Genomic DNA, 21,990 nt, shown 5'->3' on the forward strand with positions numbered 1-21,990 from the left:
GTCGTTGCGATCACCATAGAGAGATTAAGATAGAGAGATAAAGAGATGGAGCAAGTGTACATTGCCATTGGCAGCAACTTAGGCGAGCCACTGAAGCAAGCACAACAAGCAATTGCCGCATTAGATGCGATTCCAAGCACTCGCGTTGTGAGCACTTCCTCTATTTATCGAACTAAACCCCTCGGTCCACAGGATCAACCTGATTATCTCAATCTGGCAGTTTTGCTGGAAACTGAACTCGAACCTGAAGAATTACTCAATTACACCCAGAAAATTGAATTAGATTTAGGGCGCGTTCGCAAAGATGAGCGCTGGGGGCCGAGAACATTAGATCTCGATATCATGTTGTTTGGCAATCGAGAGATCCACACCGAGCGCTTAACTGTTCCACATTATGGGCTAAAAGAGCGTGAGTTTATGCTTTATCCGCTCAGTGATATTACCCCTTCCCTGATTTTTCCCGATGGTGAAAAACTGTCAGAAAGACTTACACACGTCCCTCAAAATGGCCTAATGCTTTGGGAATAAATTCCTAATGTGTTTAACCTCGTTCAGGTATGGTCATAAGAGAAATCATTTCCGGAGGTTATTTTAATGAAACCCATTACTCTCGCTGATTTGTGTCAATATAAAAAAGAGAAACACAAATTCGCGACCATTACGGCCTACGATGCCAGTTTTGCTCAACTGTTTGCTGAGCAAGGTATCCAAGTGATGCTGGTTGGTGACTCTTTAGGTATGACTATCCAAGGCGAAACCAGCACCCTACCAGTGACCATCGAGCAGATCGCCTATCACACTCGCTGCGTACGTAAAGGCGCCCCTAACGCATTCATCATCGCCGACATGCCTTTTATGAGTTATGCCACACCGGAGCAAGCCTGTGCCAATGCCGCTATTTTGATGCAAGCTGGCGCGAATATGGTGAAAATCGAAGGTGGCAGCTGGCTATGTGAAACCGTCAAAATGCTGTGTGAACGCTCCGTACCAGTCTGCGGCCACTTAGGCTTAACCCCACAAGCGGTGAATGTCCTTGGAGGCTATAAAGTCCAAGGTCGTGATGAAGTTAGCGCCAATCAGCTTATCAAAGATGCAATTGCCCTCGAGAATGCAGGTATTCAGCTGCTGGTTCTTGAGTGTGTACCGACATCCCTTGCGAACCAAGTGTCTGAAGAATTACTGTTGCCAGTCATTGGAATTGGTGCGGGTAATGGCACTGACGGGCAAATTCTGGTGATGCACGATGCGTTAGGGATCACCGCGAAACCACCGAAGTTTGCCAAAAACTTTCTGGCTGAAGCGGGCAATATTCACGATGCAATTAGCCTCTATATTCAAGAAGTTGAGCAAGAAATTTACCCGAGTGACGCTCACTCATTTTCGTAATTCTGTATGAAATATAACGATAAGGATGGGAAGTATGCGGATCGTTGAAACATCGCCAATCTTGCGCCGTGAAATTCGTCGCTGGAAACAAGAAGGCAAACGTATTGCGTTTGTCCCAACGATGGGCAATTTACATGATGGACACCTGACACTGATTGACCAGGCTAAACAGCAAGCCGACATTGTCATTGCCAGTATTTTTGTCAATCCAATGCAGTTTGACCGTCAATCCGATTTAGCCAATTACCCTCGTACCTTGCAGGAAGATTGCGAAAAACTGAAACGTAAAAGTGTTGATTTAGTTTTCGCACCGTCTGCCGCCGAGTTTTACCCTGAAGGTATGGACAACCAAAGTTACGTTGAAGTACCTGAAATTTCTACCATGTTAGAAGGCGCTAGCCGTCCAGGGCATTTCCGTGGCGTTGCGACAGTGCTGACCAAGCTATTTAATCTCGTGCAGCCTGATATTGCATTATTTGGTGAAAAAGATTATCAGCAGCTTCAGTTAGTCCGTAAATTGGTCACTGACCTTTCTTTCGATATTCAGGTTGTCGGTGTCCCTATCGTTCGCGCTAAGAATGGCTTAGCCCTGAGTTCACGCAATAATAATTTGTCTGCCGATGAGCTAAAAATCGCCCCTCAGCTGTTTGCGATTATGCAAAAAGCAGGTGAGAAGCTCACGGACTCTCCCGCGGCAGCAACCCGTTTAATTGGTGAAATGGAAGAGTCTTTGCGCCAAGCAGGATTTACCCCTGACGAGCTCTTTATTCGCGATGCCGATAACCTCGGTGAACTGACGGTTTCCAGCCGCCGCGCCGTGATTTTAATGGCTGCATGGCTAGGTCAAACCCGTTTAATCGACAATCTGCAAGTCGAGTTACCGCTCGATATCGCTTAACTAATTTAAACATCATTGATGTCACAGCCAGGTAGTAAGAGAACGTACCAACAACGCTGTGGCATACAATGAGTAAGAATAAATATGATTACGCAGCTAACAACGCTGAGCTTGAATGAGAAAAAATAACCTGAGATTTATTCAAACTCATTCATGTCACAGCTAGGCGGCAAGTAAACGCGACCCTAGGAGCATACATAAGTATGTGACTAGGGCAAGAGCGCGCAGCCAACAACGCTGTGGCTTGAATGAGGAAGAAGAAATGCAAAGAAAAATGCTACTAGGTAAGCTCCACCGTGCCACTGTCACCCAAGCAGACCTCCACTATGAAGGCTCTTGCGCTATCGATCAGGATTTCTTAGATGCCGTTGGCATTTTAGAATACGAAGCTATCGATATTTATAATGTGGATAATGGCGAACGTTTTTCAACCTATGCGATTGCAGGGGAACGCGGTTCTAAAATTATCTCTGTGAATGGTGCTGCGGCACGTCGCGCTGCGGTTGGCGATAAGTTGATTATTTGCACTTACGGTATGTTACCTGATGAAGAGGCCCGCCAACATCAACCCAAAGTGGCTTACTTTGATGCGAACAACACAATGAGCCGCATTGCTAAAGCCGTGCCTGTTCAAGTGGCTTAATTTAATATAGAAAGCCCCTATTAGAGGCATTTAAAGTGACATATAAAGAGGGATAAACGCGTGATTTTCCCTCTTTATATATTAGGCGAAAAGTCCCATTTCACCCTCAACGCAACCTATTTGCTAGGTTAACTTCTTAATCCGCGACCTTGTTCAATTAAATACCATGTCAAAGCATAGAAGATAATTAAAAACACCATTAATACGCTCAAAGTCACGACGATAGACACATCCGCAATGCCTAAAAAGCCATATCTAAAACCGCTTATCATATACACAATCGGGTTGAGCTTAGAAACCGCTTGCCAGAATGGCGGCAGTAAAGATAGTGAATAGAACACCCCACCTAGATAGGTCAGTGGCGTTAAAACGAAGGTTGGAACAATGCTGATATCATCGAAGGTTTTGGCAAAAATCGCATTTAACAGACCTGCAAGGGAGAACACAATCGCCGTTAATAACAGCGTGATCACCACCATTGACCATGAATGAACCTGCAATGGGATAAAGAACAGAGATACAATAGTCACCAAGAATCCGACTAAAATCCCACGTGCAACCCCACCGCCAACAAAACCGGCAATAATCACGTGAGTCGGTACGGGAGCAACTAATAGTTCTTCAATATTTTTCTGGAATTTAGACCCAAAGAATGACGAGCAGACGTTAGAGTATGAGTTAGTGATCACCGCCATCATAATAAGGCCAGGGACGATAAACTGCATGTAATCTACGCCGCCCATATCACCAATTCGGGAACCAATTAAGTTACCGAAAATCACAAAATAGAGCGACATCGTGATTACAGGTGGCAGCAATGTTTGCACCCAGATACGACCAAAGCGAGTGACCTCTTTGATCCAAATCGTTTTTAGGGCAACCCAATATAGCGAGATCATTGCGCACCTTCCTGCTCTGAAACTTGATTATCTTTTTTCACTAAGCTGACAAACAGCTCTTCAAGGCGGTTAGCCTTATTGCGCATACTCAAAATTTGAATTCCTTGGTCACTTAACTGACTGAAGACCCCATTGAGCCCTTGCTCACGTTTCACATCAACTTCGAGAGTTGACGTATCCACTAAGCGGGATTCATACCCCGTTAAGCTTGGAATTGGGCTCTTTGGCATCAAATCGAAAATAAAGGTTTCTGACTCTAGCTGGCTTAAAAGCTGCTTCATGCTGGTATTTTCCACCAGCTCACCATGCTGAATAATCCCGATATTACGGCACAGCATTTCCGCTTCTTCCAGATAGTGAGTGGTCAAAATAATGGTAGTACCCTGTGCATTCAGCTTTTTCAGGAACGTCCACATAGAACGACGCAACTCAATATCAACACCGGCTGTCGGTTCATCGAGGATCAACAGTTTTGGTTGATGCATCAAAGCGCGAGCTATCATCAAGCGGCGTTTCATCCCACCAGATAAATTACGTGCACGCTCATTACGTTTTTCCCACAAATCTAACTGAGTAAGATATTGCTCAGCACGCTGGTTTGCCACATGACGAGGAACACCATAATAACCTGCTTGGTTTAAAACGATCTGTAAGACTGTTTCAAACGGGTTAAAGTTGAACTCTTGAGGCACTAATCCAAGTTGCTGTTTAGCCAAGACAACTTGCTTATCTAAGTCATAGCCAAACACTTTTACTGAGCCACTGGTTTTGTTGACCAGTGAGCTAATAATACCAATCGTTGTTGATTTTCCTGCACCATTCGGTCCAAGTAAGGCATAGAAATCACCATCTTCCACGCTTAAATCAATGCCACGCAACGCTTTCACGCCACCTGCATAGGTTTTGGTCAGCTGCGATAGTTCGAGTGCGTAAGTCATATATTAAAAATACCTTTATTCTTGGGGCTGTTTGGAGGCAATATAGATTAATGATGCCACTTTTTCCTGTCGGATGTTATGCAGAAAAGTGATAATAATTTAACAATATATTATTCAACATCCCCCTTAATGAGGGTTGTCATGTATAAATGAGTGGTTCATCATAGATGTGAAATTAGTATAACTAATTATTATTTAATCAATAAATGCTGTATAAGATTTTATCGCAAAGTCACACAACTAGGCTATAAGTCATGATGAGAAAAATTGAAGAGCTGTTTGCTAATAACGAAGCATGGTCAGCGTCTGTAAAAGAAAAAGATCCTGAATTCTTTAAAGAATTATCAAAAGCTCAAAAACCAAGATTTCTATGGATCGGCTGCTCAGACAGTCGAGTGCCTGCCGAAAAGCTGATCAACGCAGCCCCTGGGGATCTCTTCGTTCACCGTAATGTGGCGAACTTAGTTATCCATACGGACTTAAACTGTTTATCAGTTATTCAGTATGCGGTTGATGTTCTGGAAGTCGAGCACATTATTATCTGTGGTCACTATGGATGTGGTGGTATTGAAGCAGCGGTGGATAACACCGAATTGGGCCTGATCAATAACTGGTTATTACACATTCGAGATATCTGGTATCGCCATAGCTCTATGTTAGGTGAACTAAAACCGTGCGAACGCTTAGATCGTCTTTGCGAATTAAACGTGGTTGAGCAAGTGTATAACTTAGGTCACTCCACTATTATGCAATCCGCATGGAAACGTGGTCAGAAAATCATGATCCACGGCTGGGTTTACGGTATCAATAATGGTCGCTTACACGACTTACACATTACCTCAGATAGCCGTGAGAAGTTAGAGTTAGGTTATCGTGAGGCTATCTCTAAGCTCACACAGAAAAAATAATTTTTTCGAAAATAAGATAGCAAAAGAGCAGCCTAGGCTGCTCTTTTTATTGCTAAGAATACAGTTTAAAAAACTTACTCTTCCAGCAGAGTGACATGCCCAATGTACGGCAGGTGGCGATACTGCTGCGCGTAGTCGATACCATAACCGACAACGAATTTATCTTCGATTGAATAACCAATCCACTCAACCGGTACATCCACTTCACGGCGAGAAGGCTTATCCAACAGAGTACAAATTGCGACAGATGCAGGCTCACGCAGGCCAAAAATCTCACGGACTTTATTTAAGGTGTTGCCTGAGTCAATGATATCTTCCACAATCAGCACATGCTTACCGCGAATATCTTCATCTAAGTCTTTCACGATTTTCACATCACGGCTTGATGTCATTGCATTGCCGTAGCTTGATACGGTCATGAAATCAACTTCATGAGGTACGGTGATTTTACGGCACAGATCCGCCATAAAAATGAAAGAGCCTTTTAACAGACCAACCAGCACTAAATCACCTTGTTTTTCTTGGTAATGAGCACTAATGCTGTCTGCTAATTCACTGATTCTTTGAGCAATCTCTTCTTCAGAGATCATTACATCCAGAGTATGTTTCATCATCTATTACGCATATATGGGAAAGGAAAGCGCGTAATTTTAACATAAGCCACACAAAGACGCGACGACAAAACAAATGGCAGTGACCACATCGCCACTGCCAGTTTCGATAACCTTAGCCTACGGTAAAGCCCATCATCATGCCGGTATCTTCATGCTCCAGTAGGTGACAATGTGCCATATAAGGGTGCTGTGGCGTCGCAGTATGCTTAAATTCCACTAAGACTTCGCTCACTTGTCCTTCTACTTTCACAATATCTTTCCAACCTTGGCGATGCGGTTCAACTGGACGACCATTTTCTTTGAGGATCCTAAAACGCGTTCCGTGAACATGGAATGGGTGCAGCATCATATCGCCACGCCCTGAAATCACCCATACCTCTTGCTGATTTAGCGGCGCATTAAACGCAGGATGGGTCATTGAGAAAACCTGTCCATTGATGGTGTTCGCATTATGAATATCCAGATCCCCCGTGCCCATACCGCAATGACCGCCACTGTTTTGCATGCTGCCAGCCATATTACTATGATCCATATTACTATGATCCATACTTCCATGACCCATATTGCTGTTATTCATATTGCCATGGTTCATGTTTCCACTCCCCATATTGCCACCATTCATATTGGAATGATCCATATTCCCCATCATACCACCATGACCTCCCATGCTTCCCATCGCCTGCGGACCATATTTTTCGCGCAGCATCATCATGCCTTGCATATCCAAGCGCATATCCATCATCAAATGGAATTTACGGCGATTTAGCCCCGTCAGTGAAGGAATGGCAGCAATCGTTGCTAATTGCTCAGGTAATTTTCCAGCTCCCGTACTCAAAGTAGTTTCAATGCGTAAAACAGGCAGTGGCTGATCAAATGGCGCGATGGTCATGCCCATTTGCCCAACAGGTAAAGTGACAAGGTCAAAGGAACGTCCATCTGAGGCATCAATCAATACTTCAAAGCGTTCACCCATTAAAATCGGCAATTCAGTTAATGCGATAGGTTCAGCCAGCAATCCACCATCACTGCCCACCACATACATTTTTCGTCCATCACTGGTCGATACGTTCAAACTACGTGCGTTACAACCGTTTAATAACCGCAGGCGGATCCAGCCTTTCGGTGCAACATGTTTAGGATAAACCGCTCCATTGGTCAGCATCATATCCCCAAACCAGCCCACGGCAGCACTCATGACGCCTAATTGATAATCAATTTGTCCGTCATCTTTTAAGCGCTTATCTTGCAGAATAACGGGAATATCATCGACACCCCACTCGCTCGGTAAGCCATGTTTTTGGCTATCTTCATCTTTAACAAGCACTAATCCCGCTAATCCCATCGCCACTTGGTAACCTGTTTTTCCGTGAGTATGAGGATGGAACCAGCAAGTGGCTTCAGGTTGATTGAGAGTGAAATTGACTTTACGGCTAGCACCGGGTGCGATAATTGCTTGAGGTCCACCATCTTGCTCACCGGAAATTTCCAGACCATGCCAGTGTACGGTTGTCTCTTCGGGCAATTGGTTGGTGATATTAATGTTAACTGACTGCCCATTTTTCAGGCTAAGTGCGGGTCCCAATAAATCACCATTATATCCCCACGTTGTGGTTTTCTTGCCCGGTACAAACTGTGAAATACCTTGCTTGATGGCGATTTGAATATTCCCTTGTGCATCCGGTTCTACAAGTGGTGGAATAGCCAATGAGGGATAATTCCCCGCAGCAACAGCCATGCGGCTCCAAACTGGCAGTGCGCTCGCGGCATAAGCGATAGCACTCAGCTTCAGAAAATCACGACGTAACATAGATAACCTTCCTTTTATTTATCAAAATCAACAATCAGTGAGCACGGTATGACAAGTCTGAAATTGCCCTTGCCAAGCAAAACGTGGTTTAATGTTTGGAATGATAAAGCTTCCCCTTACAGGAAGGTCAATAAACCCATGGATCTAATATGGGTTTATTACATAGATTTAAGAAAGTTAGAATTGACTAACGAATCTATACACAAAATAATCTAAAGTACTTAGTCTCTATAGAGTACATCGTAGCCATAAAGAAATCAGGCAACTTGATGTAATGCGAGTATGTTCTTATGCTAATGTTACTTGACATAAAAACCAGATGAATATCGAATGCAAAAATTTATATTGATGTCATGCTTAATGATGCTTTTGGGGCTAACCAATACCGCCAAAGCACTCTCTACCAATGAAGCTGAAGACCTCGCTGATCTGACCGCTGTATTTATTTATTTAAAATATGATTGCGGCTATTCCCAAATTCCTGACAGAGAAATTGAACGCGCCATTGTTTACTTTGCGAAAAGTAATAAGTGGGATTTGGGAAACTACAACTCCGATAAAATGAGCAAACTAAATAAAGAAAGCTACGATGATTTAAAAAGTATTCCACTGACCCAAGAGTTTAAATGTCAATCTTTGGCGAGAGACTCTTTAGGGCTATTTGCTTACGTAAAATAAGCCTGAAATCTCTGCGGAAACATGTCGATGCCCCTTATAACCCACATCGATACATGTTTCCTTCTTATCCCTCTTTCTTCCCTTTTCGCTCCTGCCAAAACAAAACTATCGATGGAATCGTTTGGATAATCACCATCCGAATAATATGGTTCGACATGACAAAGCCCGCATCTAAATTCATCGTTATTGCTGCGAAAGTCATCGCTTCCATACTTCCCGGAGCCCAAGCCAACAATAACACCGCAATATCATACCCCGTGATCCACGCAGCAAACACCGTGATCAAAAAGGTCAAAATAATATTGATGATCACCACTTGAGCTGAAGAGTAGATATTTTTTATCAGCGCGGATAGCGGGAATACAATGAAATGATTTCCGATATTCATCCCAATTAAAACCATGCTCAGCTCAGTCAGCATCAATGGGAAATGGAGCTGAACATCAATCCAACCTTGAATTAACGTTGCCGCCCCGAGGGACGTTAACATAAAAGGCGCCGGTACTCGCAGGCGTTGCAAAAACATCCCAACCACCACCCCCACCGTCACTATCACCAATAACCAGGACGTGGATTTGAGCGTTAACGTAGGCCATTCAATTAACGGCTGAGGATCGCCCTCACTTCCCACCACCAATCCTGCCAATAAAATAAGGATAATCAAACGGATAGTATGGGAGATAACAATTTTTTGCGGCGGAGTATGGGTGTGATCCGTTAAAGCAAGGATAGCGGCCATTGCTCCCGGTACCGAGCCCAACATCGCTTCCTGTTTTGTCCACCCGACCTTGCGGTGAAACCAGAAAAAGCTAAATGAAAACTGCACGGCCAAACAGACCACCAGCATCAATAACAGTAGCAATAAGTTATCTGCATCCTTCAGCGACACTTGATTAAACATCAAGCCCACAGAGGTTCCGAGCGTCACTTGAACAAAAGTAATGGTATGTTTAGGGATAGGGAATGAGAAGCCAAAACGATGAAAAATGATAATGGCGATAATAGGGCCAAACATCAATGCTAAGGGAATGCCGATATAAGTGAGTGCACCGCCAATAATGGCACAAAGAATGATCCCAACACTCATTTTTATCAGCTTTATCATCGGACAGTAACCATTGATATAATTAATTATGAGATTAAGTTATATCACAATCATTCAATATCATAAGGCTAAGAATGCTGAAATGTTCATCATGTCTGTTTTTCGTGAAGGTTTAACCGATAATCCTATGAGGTACATAAAATCCCCCTATAGACAGGAGGATATTAGGTGAATTTGAGAGGGGGTTAATGTTTATGGTTTTTCAATCTGCTGCTTATCCGCAGTCGCTTGATTAATAATCGCTTTTGCCATCCATTGTGCGATTTCTGTTACCTGATCGTTATCCAATTTCCAGATATCTTTTAATACCAAGAAAATTTCCGATCCGTAGATCACGGAAAACGCTTTGATGACTTTATCAATGACTTCATCCGGGAAATCAGATTTCATCGGTGATGTGACCATCACCAAAATATCTTTACGATTACCACGCTCTAATCGTTTCTCTTCGGGTTCCGGTGAAGGTGATGAACGCCCAAGCGCCCACTGTTGAAGTGATGTTTGTAACGCTGCACGCAAAACCCCTTCGTGAGCAAACATACGCGGGAACGCATAACGTAACAGCTCATCGATCCGCTCTTCTGTTTTTTCGCTTTGCGGTTTCCACGTCAAAATAGGACCAAGGCTAACATTCACTGTCGCGGCAATCAGGTCACTTTGTGTTGGAAAATAACGATAAGCAGTCGCACGCGAAACGCCCGCCTCCATCGCTAACTCAGACACTGACGGCATTGCCCCTTTTTCAAATAGATCAACTGCCGTTGACACGAGTAAATTATAGGTACGTTTGCGCGTTCCTTTGTAATCTGGCATGAGATGGCTCAGTGGCATGTCTTTATCCTTAAAATCGCCTTTCTATGAGTGTAGACAATATCTTTCACAGTACATATTTTCCGATAAGCATTCTTAATCATCTGACGAGTATGTTGTGTGTTCGCTCTCGAAATTACGCTATAAATACAGCACGGTAAATCATTATATTTAAATATTCATGGACAAAAACCATTAATCTGTTTTAACTATTTTATGATAACCACTCTATTTATAATGTTTAATCAATAAGATACAAATCATCTTCTAAACATCCAAGCAGATAGCGCCAAATAATGAGACTACAGTCTCATTATTGACTTATCGTAAATGATACTATAGTCTCATTGAGATGGAAAATTCAACATACCCTACACATATTAAGTAACCAAACAAAGTTACATAAAAACCAAAGGATTTTTCTATGCCAAAGCATCAGGGTTTTATTTATGTCGCAAGCACCCTAGACACCAAAAGCGCTGAACTTTTTTATGTCAGTGACTTAATTAAAAATGCAGGGCTTGCTGTACGTACCGTTGATTTGAGTACTCAGCCATCATTATTAGAAAAAAATGCTGATGTCACCGCCGAAATGGTTGCCAGTTTCCACCCTCAAGGTACTGGCGCCATTTTCTGCGGAGATCGCGGGAAAGCGATAGAGGCGATGGCGCAAGCCTTCAGCCTCTATCTTGCTGCACAAACTGACGTCGCCGCAATACTTGGGCTAGGCGGCTCAGGGGGTACGGCACTGATTACACCAGCAATGCAAATTTTACCTGTCGGTGTGCCAAAACTTATGGTCTCCACCATGGCCTCGGGCGATATTTCCGGGTATATCGGCGCAAGTGATATCGCCATGATGTACTCCGTCACGGATGTTTCTGGACTCAATGTCATTTCACGTAAAGTCCTGAAAAATGCAGCCAACCAAATTGCCGGTGCTGTCTGGTTTGATAACGGTGAAGCCGATACCGCTGAAAATAAACCCGCCATTGCCTTGACCATGTTTGGTGTCACCACCCCTTGCGTCCAGCAATTGACAGCAAAATTAGAACATGACCATGATTGCCTAGTGTTCCATGCAACGGGAAGTGGCGGCAAAGCCATGGAAAAATTGATTGATAGCCGCTTATTAGATTCCGTTTTGGATATCACCACCACGGAAGTGTGCGACTACCTATTTGGTGGCGTATTGGCTTGCGATGAAGACCGCTTTGGTGCCATCGCGCGAACTCAAACACCTTGCGTATTATCTTGCGGTGCGTTGGATATGGTGAACTTTGGTCGCCCTTCCACCGTGCCAGAACAGTATAAAGACAGACAGTTTTATCACCATAATGCCCAAGTCACACTGATGAGAACGACCGTAGAAGAAAACCGTCAGATGGGACATTGGATAGCAGAAAAGCTGAATGCTTGTGAGGGTGAAATTCGCTTTATTATCCCAACAGCCGGTTTTTCCGCATTAGACATCGACGGCGCACCATTTTGGGATCCGCAGGCAGACCAAGCCTTTATCGACGCATTAACACAGCACTTAGTCACAACAGAAAAACGACAATTAATATTAAGCCCGCATCACATTAATTCCCCTGAATTCTGTGAGCAGATTATTGAATTACACCAGGAAATAGTAAACAAGTAGAGGCTCATCAATGAAACATAACCGCGAAGACTTACTGAAAAATTTCAGAGAGATGATTGCTCGTGGAGAACCCATCATTGGCGGTGGCGCAGGTACTGGTCTGTCCGCTAAATGTGAAGAAGCCGGTGGCATCGACTTAATCGTTATTTATAATTCAGGTCGTTACCGTATGGCAGGTCGTGGCTCTCTCGCCGGTCTGCTGGCTTATGGTAATGCCAACGAAATCGTGATGGATATGGCAAAAGAAGTTCTCCCTGTCGTGAAGCACACCCCTGTACTCGCGGGGGTTAATGGTACCGACCCATTCTGTCAGTTCGATAAATTCCTTGATGATATCAAGGCGACTGGCTTTGCTGGGGTGCAAAACTTCCCAACCGTCGGACTGATTGACGGTAACTTCCGTGCCAATTTAGAAGAAACAGGCATGGGTTACGGTTTAGAAGTCGATATGATCCGCATGGCCCATGAAAAAGGGTTATTAACCACGCCATACGTCTTTAGCCGTGAAGATGCCATTGCAATGGCACAAGCAGGTGCAGATATTATTGTGCCACACATGGGACTGACCACTGGCGGCAACATCGGCGCGGAAACCGCTGTTACACTGGCGGATTGCGTTGAACTTATCAATGATTGGGCGAAAGCCGCAAAATCTGTGCGTGATGATGTGATTATTCTGTGCCACGGTGGCCCTATCGCCACCCCTGAAGATGCAGAATATATTTTAGCGCACTGCCCAGACTGCCACGGCTTCTACGGTGCAAGTTCCATGGAACGTTTACCGACAGAAGTGGCATTGAAAGAGACCACACAGCAATTTAAATCAATAACTCGCTAGTTTTCATTCTGTATTTTTTGTTTTACTTTATTTTTGCCAACACCAGGACGCCTACTTCGGTAGGCGTTTTTCTTTTTATTTATTATTCAACTTATTGGCTATCCAACCTATTGACCGTCCACATCGGCCATTTGGGCTTTTTTCTTTTTGCGTAAACTCAGTAGCCCAAATAACGCAGGCAAGACAACAGGCAACGAAAAATAGAGCACGCCAAACGCAAACGCCACATGCGGCTTTTCAGGAAACTCCCCACCCGTACCGATAGAGTCTAAATAATGAATGGATTCCAGATACGCTGGCGTTAGCCCACCATACGGCACCATCCACGATAACAACAGCGCAGTAAAGATACTGAACATAAAGTTCATTGCCATTAAAGCGGAATAACCCATATTTTCTTGGCGCTCTTGGTCGGTTCGGCTAGTTAATCCAAACAGCATTCGGTTTACCACTGTCGCACTGTAGAGATATAAAATGACGGGAGAATCTCCCAGCACTGACATATTAATGGCCAGCGCAAAAAGACCATAAACCAAGGCAAATCCTAATATCACAAAAAAATTCTTAAATACCGACATAAATACACCGGAGTGCACCAGAATAAATTCGAATATAAGGATCAGCGTGAGGTTATAAATAATCTCTACACTGTAATTTTCAGGGAAAAACCAAACCGAAATAATAAAACCCACATAGAATATTGAAAAACCATAATTGATCATTTTCGAAAAAGCACGAACGACGCTAAATGAATTGTGGGTCTCTTTAACGCTTTTTACCGCTTTCTTCTTAGGGAAAAAACTTGCTGATGAGGATTGGCGCCCTCTATTTTTATTCGTAACCGGTTTCTTTTCCTTGGGTGTTTCCATTCTATTTCTCCGTTGACACTCTTCTATGCTGGTGTCGAACCAATCCTAAATAATGGCGTTATTCTGAAGGGGAATAAAATAAAAAACGAGGAGAGAAAATGGCACGCTGTCACAATGCTATTCATTATGCTGCGTACCATTAATCAGTGATTAACGCTATTTGAAAATTAAACCAGCTTAGCGATTAAGCTGTCTAAATCACCTTGCAGGAAATTCACCGGTGGAATTTCAATGACGGTATACGCCCCCGCAGGCTGTTTCATGGTTGCACGTGCGGCAGATACCATAAACTGCGACGTTAATGCAGGGTTATTGATACGCATTGAGTATTCGAATAACTGATTGTGTGTCGCACCAGAAACCCCTTTATGGGTCATTTGAACGCCGTGTCCCACATCTTTTAATGCATCAATGCTATCCACTTGGCGAATATGCGTTTCATCGGAAGAGAAATAACTATCTTGCTTGATTGCGCGCACCACATCATCAAACTTTGCACCCGCTTCCAGCTCAACATACACCATACGGCGATGAACGCCAGTGCCTAGAGGAATGGTGACGGAAAGTGCATCTTTCACGCCATCAACCGCTTTCGCAGCAACGCTATGCCCCATACTCATACCTGGGCCAAAGTTAGTGTAAGTCACCCCTTTTGGTGCCATTGCTAACATCAGCGTACGCATGATGGAGTCTGAACCCGGATCCCAGCCTGCCGATACAATTGACACACTGTTATGCTTCTTCGCGACGCTATCAAGCTGGTGTTTTAATGCCACGATATCAGAGTGCACATCGAAGCTATCTACGGTATTAATCCCTAGGCTTAAGATTTTCTCTGCTAAAGTTCCGATAGCACGTGTAGGGGAACAAAGTAACGCAACATCCACGCCATCTAATTTTTCGATGTCATCAACCACGTTATATCCGGCTAATTCTGCTGGAATATCTTGGGTATTACGACGTACAATTCCGACTAATTCGAAATCATCAGCGGCTTGAACAGCTTCTAGTGCATAACGACCAATATTGCCGTAACCCACTATTGCTGTTTTAATTTTTGTCATTGTGACTCCTCAGTCATTCTGATGTCATATTTCAAATACAAGATGCATATCAATAACAAATTTATATAGATTAAACAAAGCTTAATTATCTAAAAAGTTCCGGCTTTTATTACTAGGTTACTTTATCAATTAGAGGTAGAATCCGAGCAAATCTCGTTCTTTTCTCTAATTTCAACGAATACAAAGGTTCTTAATGCATCAGCCCGATGTCACTGAGAGGTCACTCTATTCCCTCAGTTGGCCAATCTTTATTGATATTTTCCTTCATTTGGCCACCTTATTAATTAATACCTATATGGTGAGCCATGTATCGACTGCCTACCTCGCTGCAATGGGGGTTGGGAATCAGGTTTTTGACCTATTTATTACTATCTTTAACTTTATTAGCGTGGGATGTAGCGTCGTTATCGCCCAATATCTGGGTGCTGGCCGCCGTGATAAAGCCAGCCAAGCGATTCATATTTCCATCGCCTTTAACTTTATATTAGGTTTTTCCAGCGCCTTAATTGCGCTCTTTTTTGGCTACAAAATTCTGACCATTATGAATACCCCATCCCACTTAATGGATGATGGGTATGCGTATTTACACATTTTGGGTATCTGTTTAATTCCAGAAGCGATCTCCATCATTCTCGCGGCTTGTTTACGCGTTTATGGTAAAGCTCAGCCAGCGATGTGGGTCACTCTGATTGCCAACATCATTACCGTAATTGGTAACATGATTGTGCTGTATGGCTTCTTTGGTTTACCGCAATATGGTCTGGAAGGCGTTGCATGGTCAACGGTGGTTGGACGCGTTGTGGCGGTCATTTTACTGTTCTGCCTGCTGTTCTATGGGCTAAGAATCAAATTTACCCCAATGATGCTGATCCGTTGGTCCAGTAAAATGCTCAGCAAAATCCTGCATATTGGTTTACCTGCCGCTGGCGAAAACTTGGTGTGGATCCTGCACTTTATGACCGCATCCGCCTTTATCGGCTTAATGGGTGAAACCGCCCTTGCAGCGCAAACCCTCTATTTCCAACTTTCGCTATTTATTATGCTGTTTGGAATTTCCATCAGTATTGGTAATGAGATTATGGTCGGGCATTTAGTGGGCGCTAAGCGCTTTGAAGATGCCTATCGCCGTGCGTTTAAGAGTTTGAAATGGGGCTTTTACGTCACTATCGGCGTGGTGTTTGTGTTCTGGTTATTCCGCGCACCAATCCTCGAAAGCTTAACGGACGATCAAGGCATCATTCAGTTATTGCTGCCAATTTTCTTATTATCCGTATTCTTAGAGCCGGGACGTACTATCAACATCGTCATGGTAAACGCCCTTCGCGCCTCTGGTGATGCGAAATTCCCATTATTAACCGCCGTACTCTTTATGTGGGGGATCGCCATTCCATTGGGCTACTTCCTTGGCATAAAAATGGAAATGGGGTTAATCGGTATCTGGATTGGATTCTTTGTCGATGAGTGGGTTCGCGGGCTCACCAATGCGTGGCGCTGGCGTTCACGTAAATGGCAAAGTAAACGCCTCGATTTAGAAAGCTAAGTTCACCGTATCCTACCTATGAAAATAGGTAGGATTTTTGTGATCGGCATCATATTTAAAAATATTTACCCCAAACAAATCATATCAGAGATAATTTTTCTCTCTTATCCCCATTTATCCATAAACATTGTGAAGTTTTTCTCCGTCCTCTTCATTAAAATAATTCCATCACCACATGACTTTTAGGGATATCACCATGGCAACGCAAACTGAAGAACTTCTCTGGCAATATTTTATCAATGCCGTCAAACAAGACGTTAAACCTGCTCTGGGTTGTACTGAACCCATTTCCCTTGCTTATGCAGCGGCAAAAGCAGCGTCTTATCTGTCATCGCCAGTGATCCGCGTTGCCGCATTTGTATCCCCTAATCTCATGAAAAATGGTATGGGCGTCACCGTTCCGGGAACCGGAATGGTGGGATTACCGATTGCCGCAGCGCTAGGCGCTGTGGGTGGTGATGCCGACGCTGGGTTAGAAGTATTAAAATCAGCATCACCTGAAGCAATTGCACGCAGTAAAGCGATGCTCGCGGACGGTTCCATCACCGTTGATATTAAGTCCCCTTGTGATGATGTTGTTTATTCAGAAGCGACAGCCTACAGCGAAAATGATTCTGCCACGGTGATTATCGCAGGCTCTCACACGCATATTGTCAAAATTATCCACGGTGATCAGGTTCTGTTCGATATTACAGAGAATAAAACAGAAAATAGGGATCCCGTTGATTGTGGTACCGATGTCAGCTTACCGAAAGTCACCGCTAAGGCGGTTTATGAATTCGCAACTCAAGCACCCTTAGACGATATTCGTTTCATTCTTGAAGCCGCACACTTAAATGATGCGTTATCTCAAGAAGGTTTGCGCAATAGCTACGGCCTGCATATTGGTAAAACGTTGCAGGCTCAACGTGACCGCGGTTTATTGTCCAAAGATTTATTATCCGAAATTATGATCCGCACAACGGCAGCCTCAGATGCACGTATGGGCGGTGCGGTACTGCCCGCCATGAGTAATTCTGGTTCCGGTAACCAAGGTATTGCTGCCACCATGCCGGTTGTCGTCACTGCAGATTACCTGCAATCTACCGAAGAACAGTTAGCTCGTGCGCTGATGCTATCCCATTTAATGGCCATTTATATTCATAACCAACTGCCTGCACTTTCTGCATTATGTGCGGCAACCACCGCAGCAATGGGTGCTGCAGCAGGGATTGCATGGTTATTAGAAGCTCGCTATGAAGTGGTGGCAATGGCAATCTCTAGCATGATCGGCGACGTCAGCGGCATGATCTGTGATGGAGCATCCAACAGCTGTGCGATGAAAGTTTCCACCAGCGCAAGTGCGGCATACAAAGCGGTACTGATGGCGCTAGATAATAGCTGTGTAAGAGGCTCGGACGGGATTGTATCGGATGATGTGGATCAGTCGATTGCGAATTTGTGTTCGTTGGCGGCAGGTTCAATGCGGCATACGGATATTCAAATAATCGAAATAATGTCCTCGAAGGCTCGCTAATTCTTCGCTCTTCGAGCTGTCGCTGTGTTGGTTGCACTCGTTAAGGCTAGTCACATACTTATGTATGCTCCTAGCCCTTAACTCGATTACCGCCTTGCGACAACTCGAATATCTTTGAATTAGAATCTTCTGTTAGCTTCTTCTTTGTTTTTATTGAGTTTTTATTGAGTTTCTAGTGCAGCGAATTTTTCGCGGATTTCGGCTTCTGGAAGGTCGATGCCGATGAAAACGAGGACGCTGCTGCGCGTTTCATCTTCACCCCAATCTCTGTCCCAATCGGCGCTATAAAGGCGCTGGACGCCTTGGAATAACAGGCGCTTTGGCTCGTCGACGATGGACAAAATGCCCTTATAACGTAATAAATTATCCGCAAAACTGAGCAGCAAATCTTCCATCACTTGGGAGACGGCCATTAACTCAACCGGATAATCAAACTCCAGCACAATCGATCCCACCTCATTTTGCTGCTTAGGAGCAAAACGGAACGTCGGTTGCTTAACATTGAGTTTTGAATCCAACAAAAAGCCTTCAATATCTAGCAGCAAATCTAAATTAATATCCCCATGAACCACTGGATAAATCGGTGCTCGGGCATTAATGCGCTGCAAACGCTCAATCAGTACATCGGTATTTGGCTCAATGTCGGTTTTGGTGAGAAGAATTCGGTCAGCATAGCCAATTTGCGCTTGAGCAATGGCGAAATCATTAAGTTGCTTATCCGCATGAACCGCATCCACCAAGGTAATAATCCCATCCAATAAATAACGCTCGCACAGCACTTCATGAGAGAAAAATGTTTGTGTAATGGGACCTGGATCTGCCATTCCTGTACACTCAATCACTAAACGCTCAAAATCGAGTTTGCCGCTGTCTAAACCATCCAATAAATCCAACAGCGCATTTTCTAATTCATTAGAACGACTGCAACAAATACAGCCATTACTTAAGGTAGTAATTTGTGTGGCACGGTCGCCAATCAACGCATTATCAATCGGCACTTCGCCAAATTCATTCTCGATCACGGCAATTTTATGACCATGATCCGCGTTGAGAATGTGGCTCAATAGCGTGGTTTTTCCTGCCCCCAAAAAGCCCGTTAAAATCGTTACATTGATTGGTTTCATTATTGCCCTCATCATGCCATTCATTGATAAGAAAGTTCGTTAACAGCAGCGAAATCCGCCTTTACCACTGCCGCCATAGCGAGCATCTTGTCGTTCACGAAAAAACTCTTTATAGGTCATCACAGGTTTATCGGGGTGATTATCTTTCATGTGCTGCACGTAAGTATCGTAGTCGGGGATCCCCACCAGCATACGCGCCGCCTGCCCTAAATATTTACCCGTTTTACCCAAGTTTCCAAACATAACCATCTCCAAAGGCAAAATGCCCGACATTGTGTTTTCGTACAATGTCGGGCTTCCCTTACTGTTTCGAGTGAAACTTAACTCGATGCATTATTCTGCTCTTAGTGTGAAGATGACACTTTCACACCCTCTTTAGGAACAGGGACATAAGGGGTTTCTTTATCTGTACGATTTGGGTTTTTATGAGCTTTCATTCCCACACGGATACCGTAGAAGATAATACCGTAAACCACGACTAAGAACAGAATACTCAGACCCGCATTAGTGTAGTTATTAATAATAATGTGATTCATATTAGTAATTTCTTGTGCCGTTAACTCAGCACCACCCGCGGCGATTTTCTCTTTGTAAGATTTCGCTAAGTATAAGAAACCTTCCAGTTGAGGATTATCGCTGAATAATTTCAGTCCCAGTGCCCATGTGGTACAGATTAATAACCATACCGCTGGTAACACAGTGACTAAGATGTATTTACTGCGTTTCATCTTAATTAATACAACCGTACTCAGGACTAACGCTACCGCTGCCAGCATCTGGTTGGAGATACCGAACAGTGGCCACAAGCTCTTAACGCCGCCCAGTGGGTCAACAACGCCTTGATACAGTAAATAACCCCATAAGCCTACACATCCTGCTGTACCAATGATCCCAGCAAACAAAGAGTCGGTTTTCTTCAGGAATGGCACGAAGTTACCCAGTAAATCTTGCAGCATAAAGCGGCCAGAACGGGTACCCGCATCCAGTGCCGTTAAGATAAACAGTGCTTCAAACAGGATACCGAAGTGATACCAGAAGCCCATATTGGCAGCAGGCATAATTTCGTGGAATACAAATGCAATACCGACAGCTAAGGTTGGCGCACCACCCGCACGGTTCAGAATCGAAGGCTCACCGATATCTTTTGCTGTTTGCATGATTTGTTCAGGCGAAATCACAAAGCCCCATGAACTGACTGTTGCTGCTGCATGAACAGACACATCTTTCAGTTGCGCCATAATTGCCGCGCCATCAGGGCCACCCAGCTCATGCAGGTTAGGCATAGTGATACCTAATGCTGATGGTGGAGTGTTCATTGCAAAGTATAAGCCTGGCTCGATGATAGAAGCGGCCACTAACGCCATGATAGCCACGAAAGATTCCATTAACATCGCACCATAGCCGATGTAACGCGCGTCTTTTTCGTTCGCTAACAGTTTTGGCGTCGTACCTGAAGAGATTAAGGCGTGGAAACCGGATACCGCACCACACGCAATGGTGATGAACAGGAATGGGAACAGTGTACCTTTCCAAACTGGACCAGAACCATCAACAAACTGTGTCACCGCTGGCATTTTCAGTTCAGGGTTCAGGATAACAATACCCACCGCTAAACCAACGATAACGCCGATTTTCAGGAATGTTGCCAAATAGTCACGAGGTGCCAGAATCAGCCATACAGGCAGTAATGCGGAAACAAACGCATAACCGACTAAAGCATAAGTAATGGTCGTATCTTTAAAGGTCAGTGCTGGGCCCCAGTAAGGGTCATGAGCAATTACACCACCAAACCAAATAGAAGCGACTAACAGTGCAATACCGATAACGGCAATTTCACCCACACGTCCCGGTCGGATATAGCGCATGTATATCCCCATAAAGAGCGCAATCGGCACAGTGGAGCAAACTGTGAATACACCCCACGGGCTTTCTGCCAGTGCCTTAACCACGATCAGTGCCAATACGGCCAGGATGATGATCATAATTAAGAAGCAGCCAAACAGCGCTAGCGTACCAGGGATTGGACCCAATTCTTCTTTAACTATCTCACCAAGGGATGCACCGTTACGGCGTGAGGAGATAAACAGTACCATAAAGTCCTGTACCGCCCCCGCAAGGACAACCCCTGCCAGTAGCCACAATGTTCCCGGTAAGTAACCCACCTGAGCCGCCAATACTGGTCCAACTAATGGACCCGCCCCTGCGATAGCCGCAAAGTGGTGACCAAACAGAACGTTTTTATTGGTTGGAACATAGTTTAAGCCGTCATTATTAATGACGGCTGGTGTCGCACGCGTTTCGTCCAGCTTCATCACTTTTTTAGCGATATATAAGCTGTAGTAGCGATAAGCAATCAGATACACCGCCACAGACGCGACGACGATCCACAATGCACTAATGTGCTCGCCGCGTCTTAGCGCGACAACTCCTAAACAGATTGCACCGATGATCCCGAGGATCATCCATGGAATGTGTTTTAAAATACCATTTTTGTTCATAGAACACCCTTCTGAGGTAGAACGAACATGCCATTAATACGTGATTACCGTTTATTAAACTGCGAAAAACGTTGTTTTTAGTCGTTTTCGATGAATAACAAATGATTTTTTAATAGGCAGTGGTTGAATGATTTTGAGTGTAAAAAATTGAGTTCTGCCATAGTGGGTATGGTAAGAAATTACTATCAGGAAAAGCGAAAAGTTACCTTG

Annotated in this window: 21 protein-coding genes; 10 read left to right on the forward strand and 11 right to left on the reverse strand. The window is 44.1% G+C overall.

From position 1 onward, the window contains the following. The first annotated feature begins 45 nt into the window (after positions 1-45). The 4 genes from folK (at position 46) to panD (ending at position 2,927) form a co-directional block, all read left to right on the forward strand. Entirely contained in the window at positions 46-528 is a 483-nt protein-coding gene (folK, locus tag GKR48_RS07130) for a 2-amino-4-hydroxy-6-hydroxymethyldihydropteridine diphosphokinase (RefSeq protein ID WP_154627572.1), read from the forward strand. 66 nt (positions 529-594) lie between these two features. Continuing rightward, a complete protein-coding gene (gene panB / locus GKR48_RS07135) occupies positions 595-1,386 on the forward strand; it encodes a 3-methyl-2-oxobutanoate hydroxymethyltransferase (RefSeq protein ID WP_154627573.1) in 792 nt (263 codons plus the stop codon). Between the two features lie 34 nt (positions 1,387-1,420). Continuing rightward, the gene (gene panC, locus GKR48_RS07140; RefSeq protein WP_154627574.1) at positions 1,421-2,284 is read left to right on the forward strand and encodes a pantoate--beta-alanine ligase; all 864 of its coding nucleotides are present in this window, start codon (positions 1,421-1,423) and stop codon (positions 2,282-2,284) included. Positions 2,285-2,546: 262 nt separating this feature from the next. After that, positions 2,547-2,927 carry an aspartate 1-decarboxylase gene (gene panD, locus GKR48_RS07145; RefSeq protein ID WP_006659325.1) on the forward strand — a complete coding sequence of 127 codons (381 nt, stop codon included), beginning with the start codon at positions 2,547-2,549 and terminating at the stop codon, positions 2,925-2,927. Between the two features lie 128 nt (positions 2,928-3,055). Here the strand turns inward: panD and GKR48_RS07150 are convergent, their stop codons facing one another. After that, positions 3,056-3,826, reverse strand: a complete 771-nt coding sequence (locus GKR48_RS07150; RefSeq protein ID WP_108478347.1) for an ABC transporter permease — start codon at positions 3,824-3,826, stop codon at positions 3,056-3,058. Beyond that, positions 3,823-4,764 carry an ABC transporter ATP-binding protein gene (locus tag GKR48_RS07155; protein WP_154602409.1) on the reverse strand — a complete coding sequence of 314 codons (942 nt, stop codon included), beginning with the start codon at positions 4,762-4,764 and terminating at the stop codon, positions 3,823-3,825. Before GKR48_RS07155 ends, GKR48_RS07150 begins: the two co-directional genes overlap by 4 nt. A 254-nt stretch (positions 4,765-5,018) precedes the next feature. Here GKR48_RS07155 and can point away from each other — a divergent pair, with 254 nt between their 5' ends. Beyond that, positions 5,019-5,672: a carbonate dehydratase gene (gene can / locus GKR48_RS07160; RefSeq protein ID WP_036955599.1), complete on the forward strand. Its 654-nt coding sequence runs from the start codon at positions 5,019-5,021 to the stop codon at positions 5,670-5,672. A 74-nt stretch (positions 5,673-5,746) separates the two neighbouring features. Here the strand turns inward: can and hpt are convergent, their stop codons facing one another. Together hpt and cueO are read right to left on the reverse strand one after the other, a co-directional pair. After that, positions 5,747-6,283: a hypoxanthine phosphoribosyltransferase gene (hpt, locus tag GKR48_RS07165; RefSeq protein ID WP_154627637.1), complete on the reverse strand. Its 537-nt coding sequence runs from the start codon at positions 6,281-6,283 to the stop codon at positions 5,747-5,749. A gap of 115 nt (positions 6,284-6,398) precedes the next feature. Continuing rightward, positions 6,399-8,093 (reverse strand): multicopper oxidase CueO, encoded by a 1,695-nt coding sequence (gene cueO, locus GKR48_RS07170; protein WP_154627575.1) that lies wholly within the window; start codon positions 8,091-8,093, stop codon positions 6,399-6,401. Between the two features lie 330 nt (positions 8,094-8,423). Here cueO and GKR48_RS07175 point away from each other — a divergent pair, with 330 nt between their 5' ends. Next, positions 8,424-8,771: a YacC family pilotin-like protein gene (locus GKR48_RS07175; RefSeq protein ID WP_154627576.1), complete on the forward strand. Its 348-nt coding sequence runs from the start codon at positions 8,424-8,426 to the stop codon at positions 8,769-8,771. Between the two features lie 64 nt (positions 8,772-8,835). On the opposite strand, the gene GKR48_RS07180 is transcribed toward GKR48_RS07175, so the two are convergent. Then, positions 8,836-9,876, reverse strand: coding sequence for an AbrB family transcriptional regulator (locus GKR48_RS07180; RefSeq protein WP_154627577.1), 1,041 nt, complete (start codon positions 9,874-9,876; stop codon positions 8,836-8,838). 192 nt (positions 9,877-10,068) lie between these two features. Continuing rightward, complete coding sequence (locus tag GKR48_RS07185; RefSeq protein ID WP_154627578.1) at positions 10,069-10,707, reverse strand: TetR/AcrR family transcriptional regulator; 639 nt, start codon at positions 10,705-10,707, stop codon at positions 10,069-10,071. A 403-nt stretch (positions 10,708-11,110) separates the two neighbouring features. On the opposite strand from GKR48_RS07185, the gene GKR48_RS07190 reads away from it, so the two are divergent. Together GKR48_RS07190 and GKR48_RS07195 are read left to right on the forward strand one after the other, a co-directional pair. Next, positions 11,111-12,331 (forward strand): Tm-1-like ATP-binding domain-containing protein, encoded by a 1,221-nt coding sequence (locus tag GKR48_RS07190; RefSeq protein ID WP_154627579.1) that lies wholly within the window; start codon positions 11,111-11,113, stop codon positions 12,329-12,331. Positions 12,332-12,341: 10 nt separating this feature from the next. Then, a complete protein-coding gene (locus tag GKR48_RS07195) occupies positions 12,342-13,169 on the forward strand; it encodes a phosphoenolpyruvate hydrolase family protein (protein ID WP_036955608.1) in 828 nt (275 codons plus the stop codon). Between the two features lie 107 nt (positions 13,170-13,276). On the opposite strand, the gene GKR48_RS07200 is transcribed toward GKR48_RS07195, so the two are convergent. Then, positions 13,277-14,038, reverse strand: a complete 762-nt coding sequence (locus GKR48_RS07200) for a hypothetical protein (RefSeq protein WP_154627580.1) — start codon at positions 14,036-14,038, stop codon at positions 13,277-13,279. A gap of 167 nt (positions 14,039-14,205) precedes the next feature. Next, a complete protein-coding gene (locus GKR48_RS07205) occupies positions 14,206-15,102 on the reverse strand; it encodes a diaminopimelate dehydrogenase (protein WP_154627581.1) in 897 nt (298 codons plus the stop codon). Positions 15,103-15,295: 193 nt separating this feature from the next. On the opposite strand from GKR48_RS07205, the gene GKR48_RS07210 reads away from it, so the two are divergent. Together GKR48_RS07210 and GKR48_RS07215 are read left to right on the forward strand one after the other, a co-directional pair. Further along, positions 15,296-16,642, forward strand: coding sequence for an MATE family efflux transporter (locus tag GKR48_RS07210; protein WP_154602402.1), 1,347 nt, complete (start codon positions 15,296-15,298; stop codon positions 16,640-16,642). A gap of 196 nt (positions 16,643-16,838) precedes the next feature. After that, positions 16,839-18,158: an L-cysteine desulfidase family protein gene (locus GKR48_RS07215; RefSeq protein WP_154627582.1), complete on the forward strand. Its 1,320-nt coding sequence runs from the start codon at positions 16,839-16,841 to the stop codon at positions 18,156-18,158. A gap of 161 nt (positions 18,159-18,319) precedes the next feature. Here GKR48_RS07215 and yjiA read toward each other — a convergent pair whose 3' ends face one another. The 3 genes from yjiA to GKR48_RS07230 all read right to left on the reverse strand — a co-directional run bounded on the left by yjiA (position 18,320) and on the right by GKR48_RS07230 (position 21,780). Beyond that, positions 18,320-19,282, reverse strand: coding sequence for a GTPase (yjiA, locus tag GKR48_RS07220; protein WP_154627583.1), 963 nt, complete (start codon positions 19,280-19,282; stop codon positions 18,320-18,322). A 39-nt stretch (positions 19,283-19,321) separates the two neighbouring features. Next, positions 19,322-19,525 (reverse strand): YbdD/YjiX family protein, encoded by a 204-nt coding sequence (locus GKR48_RS07225; RefSeq protein ID WP_036955629.1) that lies wholly within the window; start codon positions 19,523-19,525, stop codon positions 19,322-19,324. A 101-nt stretch (positions 19,526-19,626) separates the two neighbouring features. After that, positions 19,627-21,780, reverse strand: coding sequence for a carbon starvation CstA family protein (locus GKR48_RS07230; RefSeq protein ID WP_036955633.1), 2,154 nt, complete (start codon positions 21,778-21,780; stop codon positions 19,627-19,629). Positions 21,781-21,990 lie beyond the last annotated feature (210 nt).

It is taken from the genome of Providencia sp. wls1943 (assembly GCF_009706275.1).
GTDB lineage: Bacteria > Pseudomonadota > Gammaproteobacteria > Enterobacterales > Enterobacteriaceae > Providencia > Providencia zhijiangensis.